This is a genomic window from Streptomyces sp. NPDC001156, from assembly GCF_053598275.1.
In genome coordinates this window covers 51,143-70,650 of the sequence record NZ_JBSFJX010000006.1, presented here as the reverse complement: position 1 = coordinate 70,650, position 19,508 = coordinate 51,143, and the positions used below count along the sequence as shown (strand labels likewise).

General features: G+C 70.9%; 15 protein-coding genes and 1 pseudogene. 8 read left to right on the top strand and 8 right to left on the bottom strand.

What is annotated here, in order from left to right; genetic code table 11:
- The first annotated feature begins 326 nt into the window (after positions 1 to 326).
- Positions 327 to 4,925 carry a glutamate synthase large subunit gene (gltB, locus tag ACWDA7_RS05280; protein WP_450602921.1) on the top strand — a complete coding sequence of 1,533 codons (4,599 nt, stop codon included), beginning with the start codon at positions 327 to 329 and terminating at the stop codon, positions 4,923 to 4,925.
- The gene (locus ACWDA7_RS05275) at positions 4,918 to 6,381 is read left to right on the top strand and encodes a glutamate synthase subunit beta (protein WP_450602843.1); all 1,464 of its coding nucleotides are present in this window, start codon (positions 4,918 to 4,920) and stop codon (positions 6,379 to 6,381) included. Before gltB ends, ACWDA7_RS05275 begins: the two co-directional genes overlap by 8 nt.
- Positions 6,382 to 6,510: 129 nt before the next feature.
- On the opposite strand, the gene ACWDA7_RS05270 is transcribed toward ACWDA7_RS05275, so the two are convergent.
- Positions 6,511 to 7,422, bottom strand: a complete 912-nt coding sequence (locus ACWDA7_RS05270) for a rhomboid family intramembrane serine protease (protein ID WP_450602842.1) — start codon at positions 7,420 to 7,422, stop codon at positions 6,511 to 6,513.
- Between the two features lie 145 nt (positions 7,423 to 7,567).
- Here ACWDA7_RS05270 and ACWDA7_RS05265 point away from each other — a divergent pair, with 145 nt between their 5' ends.
- Positions 7,568 to 8,287 carry a vWA domain-containing protein gene (locus tag ACWDA7_RS05265; protein ID WP_450602841.1) on the top strand — a complete coding sequence of 240 codons (720 nt, stop codon included), beginning with the start codon at positions 7,568 to 7,570 and terminating at the stop codon, positions 8,285 to 8,287.
- Between the two features lie 21 nt (positions 8,288 to 8,308).
- Here ACWDA7_RS05265 and ACWDA7_RS05260 read toward each other — a convergent pair whose 3' ends face one another.
- Positions 8,309 to 9,265 (bottom strand): acyl-CoA dehydrogenase family protein, encoded by a 957-nt coding sequence (locus ACWDA7_RS05260; protein WP_450602840.1) that lies wholly within the window; start codon positions 9,263 to 9,265, stop codon positions 8,309 to 8,311.
- Positions 9,265 to 10,404, bottom strand: coding sequence for an acyl-CoA dehydrogenase family protein (locus ACWDA7_RS05255; RefSeq protein ID WP_450602839.1), 1,140 nt, complete (start codon positions 10,402 to 10,404; stop codon positions 9,265 to 9,267). The genes ACWDA7_RS05260 and ACWDA7_RS05255 overlap by 1 nt, the downstream gene beginning before the upstream one ends.
- A 59-nt stretch (positions 10,405 to 10,463) precedes the next feature.
- On the opposite strand from ACWDA7_RS05255, the gene ACWDA7_RS05250 reads away from it, so the two are divergent.
- From ACWDA7_RS05250 to ACWDA7_RS05240, 3 genes are read left to right on the top strand one after another with little or no spacing between them, the layout of a single operon-like run.
- A complete protein-coding gene (locus tag ACWDA7_RS05250; protein ID WP_450602838.1) occupies positions 10,464 to 11,249 on the top strand; it encodes an SDR family oxidoreductase in 786 nt (261 codons plus the stop codon).
- Positions 11,250 to 11,291: 42 nt separating this feature from the next.
- Entirely contained in the window at positions 11,292 to 11,903 is a 612-nt protein-coding gene (locus ACWDA7_RS05245) for a TetR/AcrR family transcriptional regulator (protein WP_450602837.1), read from the top strand.
- Between the two features lie 39 nt (positions 11,904 to 11,942).
- Positions 11,943 to 13,100, top strand: coding sequence for an acetyl-CoA C-acetyltransferase (locus ACWDA7_RS05240; protein ID WP_450602836.1), 1,158 nt, complete (start codon positions 11,943 to 11,945; stop codon positions 13,098 to 13,100).
- On the opposite strand, the gene ACWDA7_RS05235 is transcribed toward ACWDA7_RS05240, so the two are convergent.
- From ACWDA7_RS05235 to ACWDA7_RS05220, 4 genes and pseudogenes are all read right to left on the bottom strand, one after another.
- On the bottom strand, positions 13,084 to 14,142 hold the full coding sequence (locus ACWDA7_RS05235; RefSeq protein ID WP_450602835.1) for an NAD(P)H-dependent flavin oxidoreductase: 1,059 nt from the start codon (positions 14,140 to 14,142) through the stop codon (positions 13,084 to 13,086). The genes ACWDA7_RS05240 and ACWDA7_RS05235 overlap by 17 nt on opposite strands.
- 161 nt (positions 14,143 to 14,303) lie before the next feature.
- A pseudogene (locus ACWDA7_RS05230) lies at positions 14,304 to 15,026 on the bottom strand (CoA-transferase subunit beta); the annotation flags it as partial.
- Positions 15,023 to 15,928 (bottom strand): CoA transferase subunit A, encoded by a 906-nt coding sequence (locus ACWDA7_RS05225; RefSeq protein ID WP_450602834.1) that lies wholly within the window; start codon positions 15,926 to 15,928, stop codon positions 15,023 to 15,025. The pseudogene ACWDA7_RS05230 and the gene ACWDA7_RS05225, both read right to left, overlap by 4 nt.
- Positions 15,925 to 16,668 (bottom strand): enoyl-CoA hydratase family protein, encoded by a 744-nt coding sequence (locus tag ACWDA7_RS05220; RefSeq protein WP_450602833.1) that lies wholly within the window; start codon positions 16,666 to 16,668, stop codon positions 15,925 to 15,927. The genes ACWDA7_RS05225 and ACWDA7_RS05220 overlap by 4 nt, the downstream gene beginning before the upstream one ends.
- Positions 16,669 to 16,751: 83 nt before the next feature.
- On the opposite strand from ACWDA7_RS05220, the gene ACWDA7_RS05215 reads away from it, so the two are divergent.
- Positions 16,752 to 17,519 (top strand): SDR family oxidoreductase, encoded by a 768-nt coding sequence (locus ACWDA7_RS05215; RefSeq protein ID WP_450602832.1) that lies wholly within the window; start codon positions 16,752 to 16,754, stop codon positions 17,517 to 17,519.
- A 298-nt stretch (positions 17,520 to 17,817) separates the two neighbouring features.
- On the top strand, positions 17,818 to 18,726 hold the full coding sequence (locus ACWDA7_RS05210) for an SDR family oxidoreductase (protein ID WP_450602831.1): 909 nt from the start codon (positions 17,818 to 17,820) through the stop codon (positions 18,724 to 18,726).
- 17 nt (positions 18,727 to 18,743) lie between these two features.
- Here ACWDA7_RS05210 and ACWDA7_RS05205 read toward each other — a convergent pair whose 3' ends face one another.
- Positions 18,744 to 19,487: an ankyrin repeat domain-containing protein gene (locus ACWDA7_RS05205; protein ID WP_450602830.1), complete on the bottom strand. Its 744-nt coding sequence runs from the start codon at positions 19,485 to 19,487 to the stop codon at positions 18,744 to 18,746.
- Positions 19,488 to 19,508 lie beyond the last annotated feature (21 nt).

The window sequence follows — 19,508 nt, the reverse complement described above, 5'->3', positions numbered from 1 at the left end:
TCCCTCTGTTACTCGGCGGTTTCGACTGCTTAACCAGCGGGCATGAGCCGTAAGCGCCGCGGGCAACGACGCCTGCACCGCACTGCACAGTGGGCGATGAAGCCTGCCGTACCCTGGGTCTTCGGACACTGATCTGTCCGCAAACGCCTCCCTTTCTTCGCCGCACGTGAAACCCGTGCAACGTGCCGGTGACGTCCGCATGCTGGAACGATCTATCCGGTTCCCGAGAAGCGCTCCATCATGTAACCTGCACGAAATTTTTTCGCAGAGGGCCAACGTCGTCCCTCGGCACTGCCATATGCCACATGACGACGACGGGAGAGCCGATGCGTACGCCGCGCCAGCCGTCCCAGCATTCCGCGAATGGCCAGAACTGGTCGTTCATGGATGCTCGCCCTGCTGCGCAGGGTATGTACGACCCCCGCAACGAGCACGATGCCTGCGGCGTCGGGTTCGTGGCCACCCTCACCGGCGAGGCGAGCCATGGGCTGGTCGAGCAGGCGCTGACCGTACTGCGCAACCTGGAGCACCGCGGTGCCACCGGCTCCGAGCCCGACTCGGGTGACGGTGCCGGCATTCTCTCCCAGGTGCCCGACGCCTTCTTCCGTGAGGTGGCCGGATTCGAACTGCCCGAGGCGGGCGCTTACGCCGTCGGTATCGCCTTCCTGCCCGAGCCGGGCGCCGCCGAGGCCGTCTCGCAGATCGAGACGATCGCGGCCGGTGAGGGCCTGACCGTCCTCGGCTGGCGTGAGGTCCCGGTCGCCCCCGAGCTGCTGGGCGCGGCCGCCCGCTCCACGATGCCCGCCTTCCGTCAGCTCTTCGTCACCGCGGGAGACGCCGCCAAGGGCATCGACCTCGACCGCAAGGCCTTCGTGCTGCGCAAGCGCGCCGAGCGCGAGGCCGGCGTGTACTTCCCGTCGCTGTCCGCGCGCACGATCGTGTACAAGGGCATGCTCACCACCGGCCAGCTGGAGCCGTTCTTCCCGGACCTGTCCGACCGTCGCTTCGCCACGGCCATCGCGCTGGTCCACTCGCGCTTCTCCACCAACACCTTCCCGAGCTGGCCGCTCGCCCACCCGTACCGCTTCGTCGCGCACAACGGCGAGATCAACACGGTCAAGGGCAACCGCAACTGGATGCGCGCCCGCGAGTCGCAGCTGGTGTCCGACCTGTTCGGCCCCCAGGAGAAGCTGGAGCGGATCTTCCCGGTCTGCACCCCGGATGCCTCGGACTCCGCGTCCTTCGACGAGGTACTCGAGCTGCTGCACCTCGGCGGCCGCTCCCTGCCGCACTCCGTGCTGATGATGATCCCGGAGGCGTGGGAGAACCACGAGTCCATGGACCCGGCCCGGCGCGCCTTCTACCAGTTCCACTCCACGATGATGGAGCCCTGGGACGGCCCCGCCTGTGTCACGTTCACCGACGGCACCCAGGTCGGCGCCGTGCTCGACCGCAACGGTCTGCGCCCCGGTCGCTACTGGGTCACCGACGACGGCCTCGTCGTCCTCGGCTCCGAGGTCGGCGTCCTCGACATCGACCCCGCCAGGGTCGTCCGCAAGGGCCGGCTGCAGCCCGGCCGTATGTTCCTCGTCGACACCGCCGAGCACCGCATCATCGAGGACGACGAGATCAAGGCGACGCTCGCCGCGGCCCACCCGTACCAGGAGTGGCTGGAGGCCGGTGAGATCGAGCTGGGCGACCTGCCCGAGCGCGAGCACATCGTGCACACCCACGCCTCGGTCACCCGCCGCCAGCAGACCTTCGGCTACACCGAGGAGGAGCTGCGCGTCCTCCTCGCGCCGATGGCCAAGGCCGGCGCCGAGCCGATCGGCTCGATGGGCACCGACTCGCCGATCGCCGCGCTGTCCGAGCGTCCGCGTCTGCTCTTCGACTACTTCACCCAGCTGTTCGCGCAGGTCACCAACCCGCCGCTGGACGCCATCCGCGAGGAGCTGGTCACCTCCCTGCGCTCGTCGCTCGGCCCCCAGGGCAACCTGCTGGAGCCGACCGCGGCCTCCTGCCGCAGCGTCGTGCTGCCCTTCCCGGTGATCGACAACGACGAGCTGGCCAAGCTCATCCACATCAACGCCGACGGCGACATGCCCGGTATGAAGGCCGCGACGCTCTCCGGTCTCTTCCGGGTCTCCGGTGGCGGCGACGCCCTCGCCGCGCGCCTCGAGGAGATCTGCGCGGAGACCGACGCCGCCATCGAGAACGGCGCCCGCCTGATCGTCCTGTCGGACCGCCACTCGGACGCCGAGCACGCGCCGATCCCGTCGCTGCTGCTCACCGCCGCCGTCCACCACCACCTCATCCGTACCAAGCAGCGCAGTCATGTGGGCCTGCTGGTCGAGGCCGGTGACGTCCGCGAGGTCCACCACGTCGCCCTGCTGATCGGCTACGGCGCCGCGGCGGTCAACCCGTACCTGGCGATGGAGTCCGTCGAGGACCTGGTCCGCGCAGGGACGTTCCTGCCGGGCATCGAGACCGAGAAGGCCATCCGCAACCTGATCTACGCCCTCGGCAAGGGCGTCCTGAAGGTCATGTCCAAGATGGGCATCTCGACCGTCGCCTCCTACCGCGGCGCCCAGGTCTTCGAGGCCGTCGGCCTGGACGAGGCCTTCGTCGACGAGTACTTCAACGGCACGGCCACCAAGATCGGCGGCGTCGGTATCGACGTCATCGCCAAGGAGGTCGCCGCCCGCCACGCCAAGGCCTACCCGGCCTCCGGCATCGCTCCCGCGCACCGCGCGCTGGAGATCGGCGGCGAGTACCAGTGGCGCCGCGAGGGCGAGCCGCACCTGTTCGACCCGGAGACGGTCTTCCGCCTCCAGCACTCCACGCGCACCGGCCGCTACGACATCTTCAAGAAGTACACGTCCCGCGTGAACGAGCAGTCCGAGCGCCTGATGACGCTGCGCGGCCTGTTCGGCTTCAAGTCCGACCGCGCGCCGATCTCCATCGACGAGGTCGAGTCGGTCTCCGAGATCGTCAGGCGCTTCTCCACCGGCGCCATGTCGTACGGCTCCATCTCCAAGGAGGCGCACGAGACGCTCGCCGTCGCCATGAACCAGCTGGGCGCCAAGTCCAACACCGGTGAGGGCGGCGAGGACCCGGACCGCCTGTACGACCCGGCGCGCCGCTCGGCGATCAAGCAGGTGGCCTCCGGTCGCTTCGGAGTGACCTCGGAGTACCTGGTCAACGCGGACGACATCCAGATCAAGATGGCCCAGGGCGCGAAGCCCGGCGAGGGCGGCCAGTTGCCCGGCCACAAGGTCTACCCGTGGGTGGCCAAGACCCGGCACTCGACGCCGGGCGTCGGCCTGATCTCGCCGCCGCCGCACCACGACATCTACTCCATCGAGGACCTGGCCCAGCTGATCCACGACCTGAAGAACGCGAACCCGCAGGCGCGGATCCACGTGAAGCTGGTCTCGGAGGTCGGCGTCGGCACGGTCGCCGCGGGTGTCTCCAAGGCGCACGCGGACGTCGTCCTGATCTCCGGTCACGACGGCGGCACCGGCGCCTCCCCGCTCACGTCGCTGAAGCACGCCGGCGGTCCCTGGGAGCTCGGTCTCGCCGAGACCCAGCAGACCCTGCTGCTCAACGGCCTGCGCGACCGCATCGTCGTGCAGACCGACGGACAGCTGAAGACCGGCCGTGACGTGGTCATCGCCGCGCTGCTCGGCGCCGAGGAGTTCGGGTTCGCGACCGCGCCGCTCGTCGTCTCCGGCTGCATCATGATGCGCGTCTGCCACCTGGACACCTGCCCGGTCGGCATCGCCACGCAGAACCCGGTGCTGCGCGAGCGCTTCACCGGCAAGGCCGAGTTCGTCGTGAACTTCTTCCAGTTCATCGCCGAGGAGGTCCGCGAACTCCTCGCGGAGTTGGGCTTCCGCTCCATCGAGGAGGCCGTCGGCCACGCCGAGGCCCTCGACGTCACCCGGGCCGTCGACCACTGGAAGGCCCAGGGCCTGGACCTGGCGCCGCTGTTCCACGTGCCCGAACTGGCGGAGGGCGCGGTGCGCCACCAGGTGATCGCCCAGGACCACGGCTTGGAGAAGGCGCTCGACAACGAGCTGATCAAGCTCGCCGCCGACGCGCTGGCCGCGAACTCCCAGGCCGACGCCCAGCCGGTGCGCGCCCAGGTCGCGATCCGCAACATCAACCGCACGGTCGGCACCATGCTCGGTCACGAGGTGACGAAGAAGTTCGGCGGGGCGGGCCTGCCCGACGACACCATCGACATCACCTTCACGGGTTCGGCGGGCCAGTCCTTCGGCGCCTTCCTGCCGCGCGGCATCACGCTGCGCCTGGAGGGCGACGCCAACGACTACGTCGGCAAGGGCCTGTCCGGCGGCCGGGTCATCGTGCGCCCGGACCGCGCCGCCGAGCACCTCGCCGAGTACTCGACGATCGCGGGCAACACCCTCGCGTACGGCGCGACCGGTGGTGAGCTGTTCCTGCGCGGTCGTACGGGTGAGCGGTTCTGTGTCCGTAACTCGGGTGCGCTCGTGGTGTCGGAGGGCGTGGGCGACCATGGCTGCGAGTACATGACCGGTGGCCAGGCCGTGGTGCTCGGACCCACGGGCCGCAACTTCGCGGCCGGCATGTCGGGCGGTATCGCCTACGTCGTCGACCTGGACCGCGACAACGTCAACGCCGGCAACCAGGGCTCCATCGAGCCGTTGGACGACACGGACAAGCAGTGGCTGCACGACGTGGTGCGCCGCCACGCCGAGGACACCGGTTCCACGGTCGCCGAGAAGCTCCTCGCGGAGTGGCCCGTCTCCGTGGAGCGCTTCAGCAAGATCATCCCCAGCACGTACAAGGCAGTGCTCGCCGCCAAGGACGCCGCCGAGCGAGCCGGTCTCACCGAGACCGAGATCACCGAGAAGATGATGGAGGCGGCGACCAATGGCTGATCCCAAGGGCTTCCTGACGCACGGCCGCGAGGTCGCCACGTCCCGTCCGGTGGGTGAGCGCGTCAAGGACTGGAACGAGGTCTACGTTCCCGGCTCGCTGCTGCCGATCATCAGCAAGCAGGCCAGCCGGTGCATGGACTGCGGCATCCCGTTCTGCCACAACGGCTGCCCGCTCGGAAACCTCATCCCCGAGTGGAACGACTACGCCTACCGCGAGGACTGGACCGAGGCCTCCGAGCGGCTGCACGCCACGAACAACTTCCCGGAGTTCACCGGCCGCCTGTGCCCGGCGCCCTGCGAGTCGGCGTGCGTGCTCGGCATCAACCAGCAGCCGGTCACCATCAAGAACGTCGAGGTCTCGATCATCGACAAGGCGTGGGACAGCGGTGACGTCAAGCCGCAGGCCCCCGAGCGCCTGTCCGGCAAGACCGTCGCGGTCATCGGCTCCGGTCCGGCGGGTCTCGCCGCCGCCCAGCAGCTGACCCGGGCCGGCCACACGGTCGCGGTGTACGAGCGCGCGGACCGTGTCGGCGGTCTGCTCCGCTACGGCATCCCCGAGTTCAAGATGGAGAAGCGACACATCAACCGCCGTATCGAGCAGATGCGCGCGGAGGGCACCCGCTTCCGTACCGGTGTCGAGATCGGCCAGGACCTCAAGGCGACGGACCTGCGCAAGCGGTACGACGCCGTGGTCATCGCCGCGGGCGCGACGACCGCACGTGACCTCCCGGTCCCCGGCCGCGAGCTCAAGGGTGTGTACCAGGCCATGGAGTACCTGCCGCTGTCCAACAAGGTGCAGGAGGGCGACTACGTGACCTCGCCGATCTCGGCCGAGGGCAAGCACGTCATCGTGATCGGCGGCGGTGACACCGGCGCGGACTGCGTCGGCACCGCCCACCGCCAGGGCGCGGCCTCCGTCACCCAGCTGGAGATCATGCCCCGCCCGAACGACGAGCGGCACCCGGTCAGCCAGCCGTGGCCGACCTTCCCGGTCCTCTACAAGGTCACCTCGGCCCACGAGGAGGGCGGCGAGCGCATCTACTCGGCCTCCACGACCCACTTCGAGGGCGACGAGGACGGCAATGTGCAGTGGCTGCACCTGGCCGAGGTCGAGTTCGTGGACGGCAAGCTGACCCAGAAGCCGGGCACCGAGCGCAAGATCCCGGCGCAGCTGGTCACCCTCGCCATGGGCTTCACCGGCACGGACCAGCAGAACGGCCTGGTCGAGCAGTTCGGCCTGGAGCTGGACGCGCGTGGCAACATCGCTCGCGACGCCGACTTCCAGACCAACGTTCCGGGCGTGTTCGTGGCGGGCGACGCCGGCCGCGGCCAGTCCCTGATCGTGTGGGCGATCGCGGAGGGCCGCTCGGCCGCCCGCGGTGTCGACCGCTTCCTCACGGGCGCCAGCGACCTGCCCGCCCCGATCCGTCCCACGGACCGTAGTCTGGCGGTCTGACGGCCCCCACCCACGTCCCGTACAACGGCGTACGGAACTGAGCACGGCGCCCGCCTCTGTCCCCGACCGGACTCTGGGCGGGCGCCGCGGCGCGTCCGGGGACGGTTCAACGACGGCGGTCCGCGCCGCTCATCCCGTCAGCTCCGTCACCTTGCCCACCGTCAGCAGCACCAGCAGCACCAGAAGTCCGAGGCAGGCGGCCGTCTGGATCATGCCGCGACGCGGGCCCCTGGGCACGTACGCGTACACCAGCGTGACCAGCCCGCCGGCCAGCAGACCGCCGAGGTGCCCCTGCCAGGAGGTGAGGCCGGCGGAGATCAGCAGCCACACCAGCAGGCCCGCCATGAAACGGTTGACGGTGCTCATGTCGGCGCCGAGCCGCTTGGCCATGACGTAGTACGCGGCGCCCAGCCCGAAGATGGCGCCGGACGCGCCGACCGTCGAGGTGCCGGGCGCGAGCAGCAGGACGAGCACCGACCCGCCGAGGGCCGACAGCAGATAGAGCGCGAGGTAGCGGACGCGGCCCAGCTGTGCCTCGACCACCCGCCCGATGTTCCACAGCGACACCATGTTCATCACGATGTGCAGGATCCCGAACGTCCCCTGAGTGGGCGGAAGATGCAGGAACGCGCCGGTCAGCAGGCGCTCCCACTGCCCGGCCACGACACCCTCGGCGTGCCACTCGGGCGAATACGGGTACTGCCACAGATAGTGTCCGCCGATCGCGTCCCGGAGCCCGGCCCCCAGCATCGCGAACCGGTCCTCGATCGCGGGGCGCACCAGCTCACCGAGGTAGGCGAGCACGTTGAGGCCGATCAGCACATACGTCACCACGGGGGCGGTGGTGATCCGGCCACCGAACGCCGTGCGGGCCTGGCGGATCGACCGGGCCCCCTCCTTCACGCACTCCGGGCACTGGTGGCCGACAGCCGCCTCGCGCATGCAGTCCGGGCAGATGTAGCGGTCGCAGCGGACGCAGCGCACATGCGACTCCACCTTGGAGTGGCGGTAGCAGGTGGTGACGGTGGACTCGGACTCCACAGCCGGCTCCTCGAACGGGGTTGGACGGGTGGTGAGCCGGTGGGGACGGCGGCGAACAAAATAGCGAACCTACGGGGAAGGCGATCGGCGGGGGCGGCGGTGGCGTAACGTCGGCCTCCCGTCCCGCCCGGCGCAAGGAGTTCGCATGGCCGCGATCAGCCTCCGCAAGGTCGAGGAGACCGCCCCCGCGCTGGTCAGCCTGTACAAGAGCGCCGGGGTGTCCCTCACCAAGCATGGGCTGGGCGGACAGCGGGCCGCCGTCTACCTGGTCGTCGACTACTCCGGGTCCATGAAGCCGTATTACAAGGACGGCAGTGTGCAGGCGCTCGCCGAGCGGGTGCTCGGGTTGTCCGCGCACCTCGACGACGACGGCAGCGTGCCGCTCGTCTTCTTCTCCACGGACATCGACGCCGTGAGCGCGATATCGCTCGACCACCATCAGGGCCGGATCGACACGATCGTGGCCGGACTCGGGCACATGGGCAAAACCAGCTACCACCTGGCGATGGACGCCGTCATCGACCACTACCTGGACAGCGGCTCCAAGGACCCGGCCCTCGTCGTCTTCCAGACCGACGGCGGCCCCATCAACAGGGCCGCCGCGGAACGCTATCTGTGCAAGGCGGCCAAGCTGCCGATGTTCTGGCAGTTCATCGGGTTCGGGGACCCGGACAGCAAGCAGTTCGACTTCCTGCGCAGACTCGACGAGCTGCCGGTACCGCAGAAGCGCATGGTCGACAACGCGGGCTTCTTCCACGCCGGTTCGGACCCGCGGAAGGTGTCCGACGCCGAACTGTACGACCGGCTGGTGGGCGAGTTCCCCCAGTGGCTCGCAGCGGCCCGGGCCCAGGGCATCGTGAGGTGAGGGCGCCGGTCACGCCGGCCTTCAGCCGCGCGGGCGGGCGCCGCTGAGTACGGCGGCGCGGCACTCCGCCGGCCCGCCCCACGCCGTGCGCAGCGCACGTGCCTTGGTGAGCCAGAGGGAGAGGTCGTACTCGGCGGTGTAGCCGATCGCGCCGTGCAGTTGCAGTGCGGTGCGTGCGGTCGTGTACGCCGCCTCGCAGGCCGCGACCTTGGCCGCGGCGAGGTCTGCCGGGGTCATCGTCAGGGCGGCTCCGAAGAGCAGCGGGCGTGCGAACTCCAAGGCGGTCAGGGCGTCGGCCAGCCGATGCTTGACCGCCTGGAACGAGCCGATGGGCACGCCGAACTGAGCGCGCTGCTTGACGTATGCGACCGTCCGCTCGAGGAGAGCGAGGCCCACGCCCAGGGCCTGGGCGGCGGTGGCCAGGCGCGCCCAGCCGAGCGCGGACGGGGGAACCCCGGCGCACAGCAGTTCTCCGCCGGGGAGCGGTGTGGCGAGCCGCCGTGCCGGATCGAGCGACGGCTTCGTCCCCGGTCGGCAGCCGGGCGACAGCCACACCTGACGGTCGCTCAGTGCGAGGACGACATCGGCCATGTCCCCGTCCAGGGCGTACGGCGCACCGACCGTGGCCACGGCTTTGCCGGAGACCAACTGGGGCAGCAGCCCCTGGGCGCGCTCGGGTAGGTCCGCGAGCAGGACCGCCGCGAGCACCGTCTCCACGAGGGGACCCGGTACCGCGTGGCGCCCAAGCTCCACGAAGGCCACCGCGAGCTCCACGGGCAGCGAGCCCGCCCCTTCGTACGCCTCGGGGGCCGCCGGCGCGAAGACCCCCGCCTCCGCGATCTGGGACCACAGTGCTCGCCCGGCCGTGTGGTCGCCCGCGCTCCAGGACCGTACGACCGCCGGCGTGTCGGCGTCGGTCAGCAGTGCGTCCAGCGAGCGGGCGAAGGCGCGCTGCTCGTCGGTCGGCAGGAAACGCATCAGCGGCGGCCCTTCGGCAGGCCGAGCAGACGCTCGGCGATGATGTCGCGCTGGATCTCGTTGGTGCCAGCGTAGACGGGGCCCGCGAGGGAGAAGACATAGCCTTCGGTCCAGGCACCGTCCGCCAATTCGCCGTCCGCGCCCAGCAGATCGAGCGCGGTCTCGTGCAGCGCGATGTCCAACTCCGACCAGAAGACCTTGTTCAGGCTGGACTCCGCACCGATCGGCTCGCCGTCCAGGAACCGGGAGGCGCCCGCGTAGGTGAAGAGCTGATAGGCGCGGGCGCCGATCAGGGCGTCGGCGACCCGGTCGCTCGCCGACGGCGGGCTGCCGTGGGCCCCCCACAGCTCCAGCAGTCGGTCGGCGGCGGCGAGGTAGCGGCCGGGAGAGCGGAGGGTGAGCCCGCGTTCGTTGCCCGCCGTCGCCATCGCGACCCGCCAGCCCTGACCGGGTTCGCCGAGCACGTCCTCGTCCGGGACGAAGACGTCGTCCAGGAAGATCTCGGCGAAGGCGGCCCTGCCGTCGAGACGGCCGATGGGCCGGACGGTCACACCAGGAGCGCGCAGGTCGAACATGAGGTAGGTGAGGCCGTGGTGGGGCCTGGCCGCCTCCGGATCGCTGCGGAACAGACCGAATGCGCGATCGGCGAAAGCGGCCCGTGAGGACCACGTCTTCTGCCCGCCGAGCAGCCAGCCCCCCCGCGTCCGTACGGCCTTGGACCTGAGGGAGGCCAGGTCGGAGCCGGCCTCGGGCTCCGACCACGCCTGCGCCCAGACCTCCTCGCCGGTGGCCATCGGCGGGAGCACCCGGGCCCGCTGTTCCTCGGTACCGTGCTCGAACAGGGTCGGCGCCAGCAGATTGATGCCGTTCTGACCGACGCGGCCCGGTGCGCCCGCCGCGTAGTACTCCTCCTCGAAGATCAGCCACCGCACAAGACCCGCGTCCCGTCCGCCGTACGCGCGTGGCCAGGACACCACCGACCAGCGGGTCGCGGCGAGTTCGGCCTCCCATGCGCGGTGGGCCGCGAACCCTTCCTCCGTCTCCAGGGAGGGCAGCGGGTCCGCGGGCACATGCGCGGCGAGCCAGGACCGGGCCTCGGCGCGGAAGGCCTGGTCGGCGGGTGAGTGGGTGAGGTCCACGTCCGGTACCCTTCGAAGGCGGCTTCCCTAACAAGTGTTTGGTAGGTTAGCGTGGGCCCATGACAGGCGTCGAGAGTCCGTCGTACGTGCCCGGGCACGGGCTGCTGAAGGGCCGCACCGCCGTCATCACCGCCGCGGCCGGGGCGGGGATCGGCTCGGCGACCGCGCGCCGGTTCCTGGAGGAAGGCGCACGCGTGGTGATCAGCGACGCCCATGTGAGCCGCCTCGAGGAGTACGAGCGGGAGCTCGGCCGGGAGTTCGGCGGCGCGGTGACCGCGGTCGCCTGCGACGTCACCGACGAGTCCCAGGTGCAGGCGCTCTTCGACACGGCCGCCAGGTCGCACGGCCGGCTCGACATCGTCGTCAACAACGCCGGACTGGGCGGCACCGCGGCCCTGGCCGACATGACCGACGAGCAGTGGTCGAAGGTGCTCGATGTGAACCTGGGTGGCACTTTCCGCTGTGTCCGGGCGGCCCTGCGCGCGATGAAGGGCACGGAGGGCGGCGTGATCGTCAACAACGCCTCCGTGATCGGCTGGCGCGCCCAGGCCGGACAGGCCCACTACGCCGCCGCGAAGGCGGGCGTCATGGCCCTGACCCGCTGCGCCGCGATCGAGGCCGCGGAGTACGGAGTACGGGTCAACGCGGTCGCGCCGAGCCTCGCCATGCACCCCTACCTGGCGAAGGTGACGACCCCCGCACTCCTCGAGGAACTGACCACGCGTGAGGCCTTCGGACGGTACGCGGAACCATGGGAAGTGGCCAATGTGATCGTCTTCCTGGCGTCCGGCTACTCCTCCTACATGACCGGCGAGGTCGTCGCCGTCAGCAGCCAGCACGCCTAGAGCCGTGCGATGGACCAGCTCCACCGGGATCACAATGGACCCGTGCCGACCAAGAAGAAGCCCCAGGTGACCGCCGCGCCCGCGCGCCGCCGCGAACTCCTCGACACCGCAGCCGAGGTCTTCGCCGAGCAGGGCTACAACGCCACCACCGTACGCAAGATCGCGGACCACGCCGGGATGCTCGCGGGGAGCCTCTACTACCACTTCGATTCCAAGGAATCGATGCTGGAGGAGATCCTCCGCACGTTCCTCGACGAGCTCTGGGACGGCTACGACACCGTCCTGGACGCCGAACTCGGCCCGCGCGAAACGCTCGAGGCGCTGGTCACCGAGTCCTTCCGGGAGATCGACCGGCACCGCGCCGCCGTCGCGATCTACCAGAAGGAGTCCAAGCAACTCGTGGCACAGGAACGGTTCACGTTCCTCGCCGAGTCACAGCGCAAGTTCGAGAAGGCATGGCTGTCCACGCTGGAGCACGGGGTCGCCGCCCGGGTCTTCCGGTCCGACCTCGATGTCCGGCTCACCTACCGGTTCGTGCGCGACACGGTGTGGGTCGCCGCGTCCTGGTACCGGCCCGGCGGGCAGCACAGTCCGGAGGAGATCGCCCGGCAGTACCTGTCGATGGTGCTCGACGGCATCGCCGTACGGGAGTAACCCGTACATCAACCCCTTTCCTCTCCAAGGGAGTCCACCATGACCGAGGCCTACATCGTCGAAGCGGTCCGTACGCCCGTCGGGCGGCGCCGGGGCGGTCTGAGCGGGGTCCATCCCGCCGACCTGGGGGCGCATGTGCTCAAGGCGCTGGTGGAGCGCTGCGGTGTGGACCCGGCAGCCGTGGAGGACGTCGTCTTCGGTTGTCTCGACACGGTCGGACCGCAGGCCGGGGACATCGCCCGCACCTCGTGGCTCGCGGCCGGGCTGCCCGAGGAGGTACCGGGTGTGACCGTCGACCGGCAGTGCGGCTCCTCGCAGCAGGCCGTGCACTTCGCCGCGCAGGCCGTGCTGTCGGGCACTCAGGACCTGGTGGTCGCGGGCGGTGTGCAGAACATGTCCCAGATCCCGATCGCCTTCGCCTCCCGCCAGGCCGCCGAACCGCTGGGCCTCACCCAGGGGCCGTTCGCGGGCAGCGAGGGATGGCGCGCCCGCTACGGCGACCAGCCCGTCAACCAGTTCCACGGCGCCGAAGCGATCGTCGCCAAATGGGGCATCACCCGGCGCGACCAGGAGGAGTTCGCGCTGCGCTCGCACCAGCGCGCACTGCGCGCCATCGACGCGGGCCGCTTCGAGCGGGAGATCGTCCCCTATGGGCACGTCATCGTCGACGAGGGGCCGCGCCGGGACACCTCGCTGGAGAAGATGGCCGGGCTGAAGCCGGTCATCGAGGGCGGCACCGTCACCGCCGCCTGCTCCTCCCAGGTCTCCGACGGCGCGGCGGCCCTGCTGCTGGCCTCGGAACGGGCCGTAGGCGAACACGACTTGACCCCGCGCGCCCGCATCCACCACCTCTCCGTACGTGGCGAGGACCCGATCCGCATGCTGACCGCCCCGATCCCGGCGACCGCGCACGCCCTGAAGAAGACCGGTCTCACGATCGACGACATCGACCTCGTCGAGATCAACGAGGCGTTCGCCCCGGTCGTCCTCGCCTGGCTCAAGGAGACCGGCGCCGACCCGGCGAAGGTCAACGTCAACGGCGGCGCCATCGCTCTGGGCCATCCGCTGGGCGCGACCGGAGCCAAGCTCATGACGACCCTGCTCCATGAACTGGAGCGGACCGGTGGCCGTTTCGGTCTGCAGACCATGTGCGAGGGCGGCGGCCAGGCGAACGTGACGATCATCGAACGGCTCTGAGCGATTCCAGGCCCTTCAGCACCTCCTCCGCCTCCGCCATGATCCGGTCCACCAGCTCCGCGCACGACGGCAGGTCGTCGATCACTCCGGCGACCTGCCCGCAGGCCATCACCCCGAGGTCCGTCCGCCCGTCCACCATGGCGGACTTGAGCAGCATCGGCGTGTTCGCGGCCAGCAGGACCTGTCCCCACGTCAACTCCCTGCCCTGCTTGAGGGCAAGACCGTCGCGGATCATCTGCCGCCGGCTGAGCCCGGACAGCTTCCGCAGCCTTTCCGCCCGGCGCACGGCCCGCAGCAGGGCCCTCGCGCGGCCGGACCGTTCGAGGGCGTCGACCAGTTCCGTACGCAGCATGCGGTGCGGCACACCGTCCACCGCCCTCGTCACCGTCACGTCCTTCACCGTCGCCGCCAGATACCGCGCCTTGACCGCCTCCGGCACCGTCGAGTCCGAGGTCAGCAGGAACCGCGTGCCCATCGCGATGCCGGCCGCCCCGTACGCCAGCGCCGCGACCAGCCCCCGTCCGTCGCTGAAGCCGCCCGCCGCCACCACCGGTATGTCCACCGCCTCCACCACCTGCGGCAGCAGTACGGTCGTCGCGACCTCGCCGGTGTGACCGCCGCCCTCACCTCCCTGCACGATCACCGCGTCCGCGCCCCAGGCGGCCACCTTCTCCGCGTGCCGCCGGGCCCCCACGGACGGAATCACCACCACTCCCGCCGCCTTCAGTTCGGCGATCAGCTCCCGCGAGGGCGCCAGCGCGAAGGAGGCGACGCGCACACCCTCCTCGATCATGATCCGTACCCGGTCGCCCGCGCCCCCGGCGTCTGCCCGCAGGTTCACCCCGAACGGGGCGTCCGTGCGGGACGCGACCTCCCGTATCGCCTCCCGCAGCCGGTCGGGCGTCATCGTCGCGGAGGCCAGGATGCCCAGCGCGCCCGCCTTCGCCGCGGCGGAGACCAGGCGCGGTCCGGCCACCCAGCCCATGGCGCTCTGGACGACGGGATGCCTGACTCCCATGAGCCGGGTCAGCGCCGTGTCCATCAACAGCCTCCGCCCGCCGGGTGCCCGTCGGGGAAGGCGCCGCCGGGACCGGGGCTCCGGCCGTCCGGGTCACGGCGGACACCAGGGGTGTGACTCGGAACCTCGGGGGCGCGATCGGCAGCCTCGGGGCCGCTACCGGGCACCCGGGGGCCGCGATCGGGAACCTCGCGCTCCCGTATGCCCAGCGGGTCGATCACCTCACGGATCAACCGCAGCTCCTTCGGCGTCGGTTCACGGGTGTACGGCACCTCTTGCGGGACCGTCAGCTCGAAGTCGGTCGCCTCCCGTACCTCCTCGACCGTCACCCCCGGATGCAGCGTGGCCAGCCGCATCGAGTGGTCCGGGGTGTCGAAGTCGAAGACGCCGAGGTCGGACACCACACGCGGAATGCGGTGGAAGCGAGCGGTGGCCGGATGCCGGGCCGCGCGGTCGTACCCCACCCCGCACACCATGTCGACCCGCTCGACGAACACCCGCCGTGAGTGCCGCGGTATCCAGTAGCTGGTCGCATTGTTGAGCGTGTTGACCGGTGCCCCGCGCACCCCGAGCAGCTGCCGCCGGGGCTTCGCCCAGTCGCCCACGCAGGAGATGTTCTGATTTCCGAAGCGGTCGATCTGGCTCGCGCCCATCATCACGTGCCGTCTGCCTCCGGTGACCAGGGTCAGATGCCGACGGTAGGCCAGCCAGCCCTCCACCGTGCCGTCGGCGTCCACCAGCATGGCCTCGCCGTCGGTGAGCAGCAGGTCCGGCGAGAAGGTGCGCTTGGCGAGCCGCGCACCGACGGACGGCACCGGGCCCATCGGGCCGGCGAGGATCTCCCCCGCGTCGCGCCAGGCCTCGGCGCAGGCGATCACGCAGTACTCGGCGCGGGTCACCGGGCTCATGACCGCTCCCGGTGCCAGGACCGGACGGCCGACTGATACGCCTGCTCGTCCCCGGAGAGGAACTGCTCGGCGAACGCCGGCCACGCCGTGGTGGCGTAGTGCTTCTGGAAGGCCTCGTCCCGGTCGTGGTCGGGGGCGCAGGACGTGAAATGCGCTCCGTTCGGCGCCTCCACCACGCCGGTCACGGTGTGCCGTCCGATCAGCAGCGTCTGCGGTGCGGCCTCCTTCGTCAGCTCCGCGGTGTCGACGATCCGCTCGCACGACACGTACGCCGTGTCGGCCGCCTCACAGAACAGGTCGTCGAAGTACGGGTCCGGGCCCAGGTACTGACCGTTGCCCAGCCGGTCGGCGCGGTTGACATGCACCAGAGCGGCGTCCATCCGCAGCGCGGGCATCGCGACGAACTCCTCGCGCGGTCCGGGAGCCGCCGTCCCTTCCTCAGACTCGTCCGCGCCGGTGAACGGCCACTCGGTCCCATACGGTGAAGTGACCGTCCGCAGGCCGGGATTGACCCGCATCACGTCCGAGCCGACACCCGCCCGTACCGGCAGGAACGGCAGCCGGTTCGCCGCCGCGTGCAGGCCCCACATGAACATCGCCTCGTCGACCTCCACGAGTTCGAACGCGCCGCCCTCACGGGCCGCCCGGTAGTGCGGTTCCAGCGGAATCGTGTCCAGGGTCGTGAACGCGGCGACCAGTCTGCGGATCCGCCCTGCGGCCGCGAGCATGCCGACGTCCGGACCGCCGTACGAGACCACCGTGAGGTCGTTGATCCCGGAGCGCAGCAGCGCCCGTACCAGCGCCATCGGTTTGCGGCGGGAGCCCCAGCCGCCGATGCCGAGGGTCATACCGCTCTCCAGCCGGGCGACGACCTCGTCGGCCGTCATCGTCTTGTCCCTCACGCGTCCTCCTTCCCGAACCTGTCCCGGACGCGGTCGGCCACGCCGCTGACATGGGCCTCGAAGGTGAAGCCCTGCTCGAAGCGGTAACTGCGGCGCACGTCGACCGGGTCGATGCCGTTGATGGCGGCCTTGGCGAGCCGCAGCAGCTCGCCGTCCTTCGCGGCGATCTCCCGGGCGAGCTCAAGGGCTGCTGCGCGCAGTCCGTCCCGTGGTACGACACGCCACACCGAACCGTGCGCGTGCAGTTCGGCCGCGGTCGCCGTGCGCGAGGTGTAGTACAGGGCGCGCATCAGGTGCGGGGGGACCAGCCGGGCCAGATGAGTGGCCGCGCCCAGCGCGCCGCGGTCCAGTTCGGGCAGGCCGAAGACCGCGTCATCGCTCGCCACGATCACGTCCGCGTTGCCGACGAGACCTATCCCGCCGCCCAGACAGAAGCCCTGTACCGCCGCCACCACCGGTACCTCGCACTCGTAGACCGCCGAGAACGCCTCGAGGCAACCGCGGTTGGCCCCGATCAGCGCGCTACCGCCCTCGGCCTGTATCTCCTTGATGTCCACACCCGCGTTGAAACCGCGTCCTTCCGCGGCCAGCACGACACAGCGGGTCTCGGGGGCGCGGCCGGCCGACCGCACCGCGTCGGCCAGGTCCAACCAGCCGGCCACCGGTAACGCGTTCACCGGCGGGAAGCCGACCGTGACGACGGCGATCCCTTTTTCCGGGCACGAGGTGGAGACACCCATGGGCACATCAGCTACCTTTCCACCAAACGTTTGTTAGGTGCGATTCGAAGCTAGCAGCCCACGCATCCCTGCGGGAGGCCCCTGTGGACAACTCGAAGGACGGGGTCACCGCCGGTCTGCGGGGGAGGACAGTCGTCGTCACCGGCGGCACCCGCGGCGTCGGCGCGGGGATCGCCCGCGCGTTCGTCCAGGCCGGCGCCGAGGTGGTGGTGTGCGCCCGGCGGCCGCCCGAAGCACCGGCCAAGGGTGCCGAGTTCGCGCCGCTGGACGTGCGCGACCCGGCTGCCGTACGGGAGTTCTTCGACGCGCTGCCCCGCCTCGACGTGCTGGTCAACAACGCGGGCGGCGCCCCCTACCGGCTCCTCGCCGACGCCGGACCCGAACGGCACGCCCGGGTCGTCGAACTCAACCTCATTGCGCCGCTGACGGTCTCCCTCGCCGCGTACGGCCATCTCCGGCGCGCCAGGGGAGCGGTCGTGATGATCGGCAGCGTGAGCGGCAGCCGCCCCTCGCCGGGCACCGCCGCCTACGGAGCGGCCAAGGCGGGCCTGGAGAATCTGGCCCGTTCCATGGCGGTCGAGTGGGCGCCGGAGGTGCGCGTCAACACGATCGTGGCCGGAATGGTCCGCACCGAACTGTCGTCCCTCCACTACGGCGACGAGAACGGCATCACGGCCGTCTCCCGCACCGTCCCGCTCGGGCGACTCGCCGAGCCGTCCGATGTCGGCGCGGCCGCCGTCTTCCTCGCCTCGGACGCTGCCGCATACATCACCGGAGCCAGCCTGCTCGTCCACGGGGGAGGGGAACGACCGGCGTTCCTGGACGCGGCGGCCGCAGGCGACCGAACGTGACGGGCGGGGCAGGCGGTCGCAGGCGAACGACTGTGACGAGCGGGGCAAGGGGCACCGGACGGGTGCAGGCGGGCGGTCTTCACGGCTGTGGGCTCAGGCATCCGACGGTTGCGCACGGACGCTCTTCACGGCCGAGGGCCTACGCACCTGCCGACTGCGAGGAGACGGTCGAGGAGGCCGCGAAGGCGGAGAAGCACCCCACGGCCGTTCAGCGAGCGCGTACCGGCGTCAACAGGCATGCCCGTGACGACAGATGGACAAGTCGATCCAGCGACACAAGCGGACGAGGGGACACGACATGACGGGTATCGCCGACGGCCGAGTAGTGATCGTCACCGGGGCGGGGCGCGGTCTCGGCCGCGCCCACGCCCTCGCGTTCGCCGCCGAGGGCGCGCGGGTCGTCGTCAACGATCTGGGGGTCGGCCTCGACGGCGGCCCCGGGAACGGCGACCCGGCCGACCGGGTCGTGGCGGAGATTCGCGCCGCGGGCGGTGAGGCGGTGGGGCACGGCGGTGACATCGCGACAAGCGCGGGGGCCGCGTCCCTGGTGGCGACCGCTCTCGAGACCTTCGGCCGGCTCGACACTCTCGTGAACAACGCCGGCTTTCTGCGCGACCGGATGCTGGTCAACCTCGACGAGGACGACTGGGACGCAGTGCTGCGCGTGCACCTCAAAGGCCACTTCCTGGCGCTGAGGCACGCTGCGGCGTACTGGCGTGCCGAGGCCAAAGCCGGGCGCGTCCCGTGCGCGCGGGTCGTCAACACCAGCAGCGGAGCAGGGTTGTCCGGGTCGGTGGGACAGGGGAACTACAGCGCGGCGAAGGCCGGGATCCTGGCTCTGACGCTGGTCGCGGCCGCGGAACTGAAGCGCTACGGAGTGCAGGTCAACGCCATCGCACCCGCCGCACGCACCCGGATGACCGAGCGGACGTTCGCCGAGACGATGGCCGCGCCCGCCTCCGGGTTCGACGCCATGGCGCCAGGGAACGTCTCACCCCTGGTCGTCTGGCTCGGCTCCGCCGCGAGCGCGGGGGTCACCGGCCGCGTCTTCGAGGCGGAGGGCGGGCGGATCAGCGTCATGGAGGGGTGGAAGCGGGGTCCGAGCGCCGACGGGGGAGCACGCCGGACTGCGGCCGAGGCGGGGGAGACGGCACTGAAACTGCTGGCTCAGGCAGAGACGCCCGGGGCGGTCTACGGGGCGCAGTAGTCCGCGTCCCTGAGTGGTCAGCCGCCGCGTGCTCCGGGTCCGTTTTCCAGGAGGCCCGCTATCGCGGCATGTCCGGTCTGCTGGTCGTTCCCCGCCGCCGGCCGGCCCTCGCGCACCAGCGTGACCTCGACCGTCACGGCCCCGGGCTCCTCCTCCCGGCGGCGCGTGACGTACTCGTGCCCCGGTCCGTACGTCGACTCGAGTCCCGCGCGCAGTTCGGCCGCGACATCCAGGCGCATCCAGCGCCGGGCCTCGGCGAGCGCTTCCCCGCGGGCCCGCGCCCCGTGGTCCAGCAGGGCCCGTACGCAGCCGGGCGAGCCGCGCCGGGCGGCAGCCACCAGCGGGGGTTGGCCCGCAGGGCCGGGCAGGTCCGGATCCGCGCCGGCGGCCAGCAGCGCCCGGACGATCTCCACGTGCCCCCGCTGCACCGCCCAGGTCAAGGCGCGGAACCCGTAATCCTCCTCCAGGTCCGCGGTGGCCCCGGCCGCCAGCAGTGCCCGTACCACCTCGATGTGCCCCCCGCAGGCGGCACCGCACAGCGGCGCGTCGGCGCCCGCGCTCAGGCGGTCGGGATCCGCTCCGGCCGTCAGCAGCAGCCGTACGACGCCCGGTGCGTCGCCGACCGCCGCCAGGTACAGGGCCGTCTGGCCCTCCGCGTCGACCGACTCGGGACTCGTTCCCGTGCGCAGCAGCCGTACGACCGCGTCCTCGTCCCCTTCGTACACCGCCGTGAACAGCCCCGGCGGCTCGTGCGTGTCCATGCTTCGACCCTCGCTCTCCGA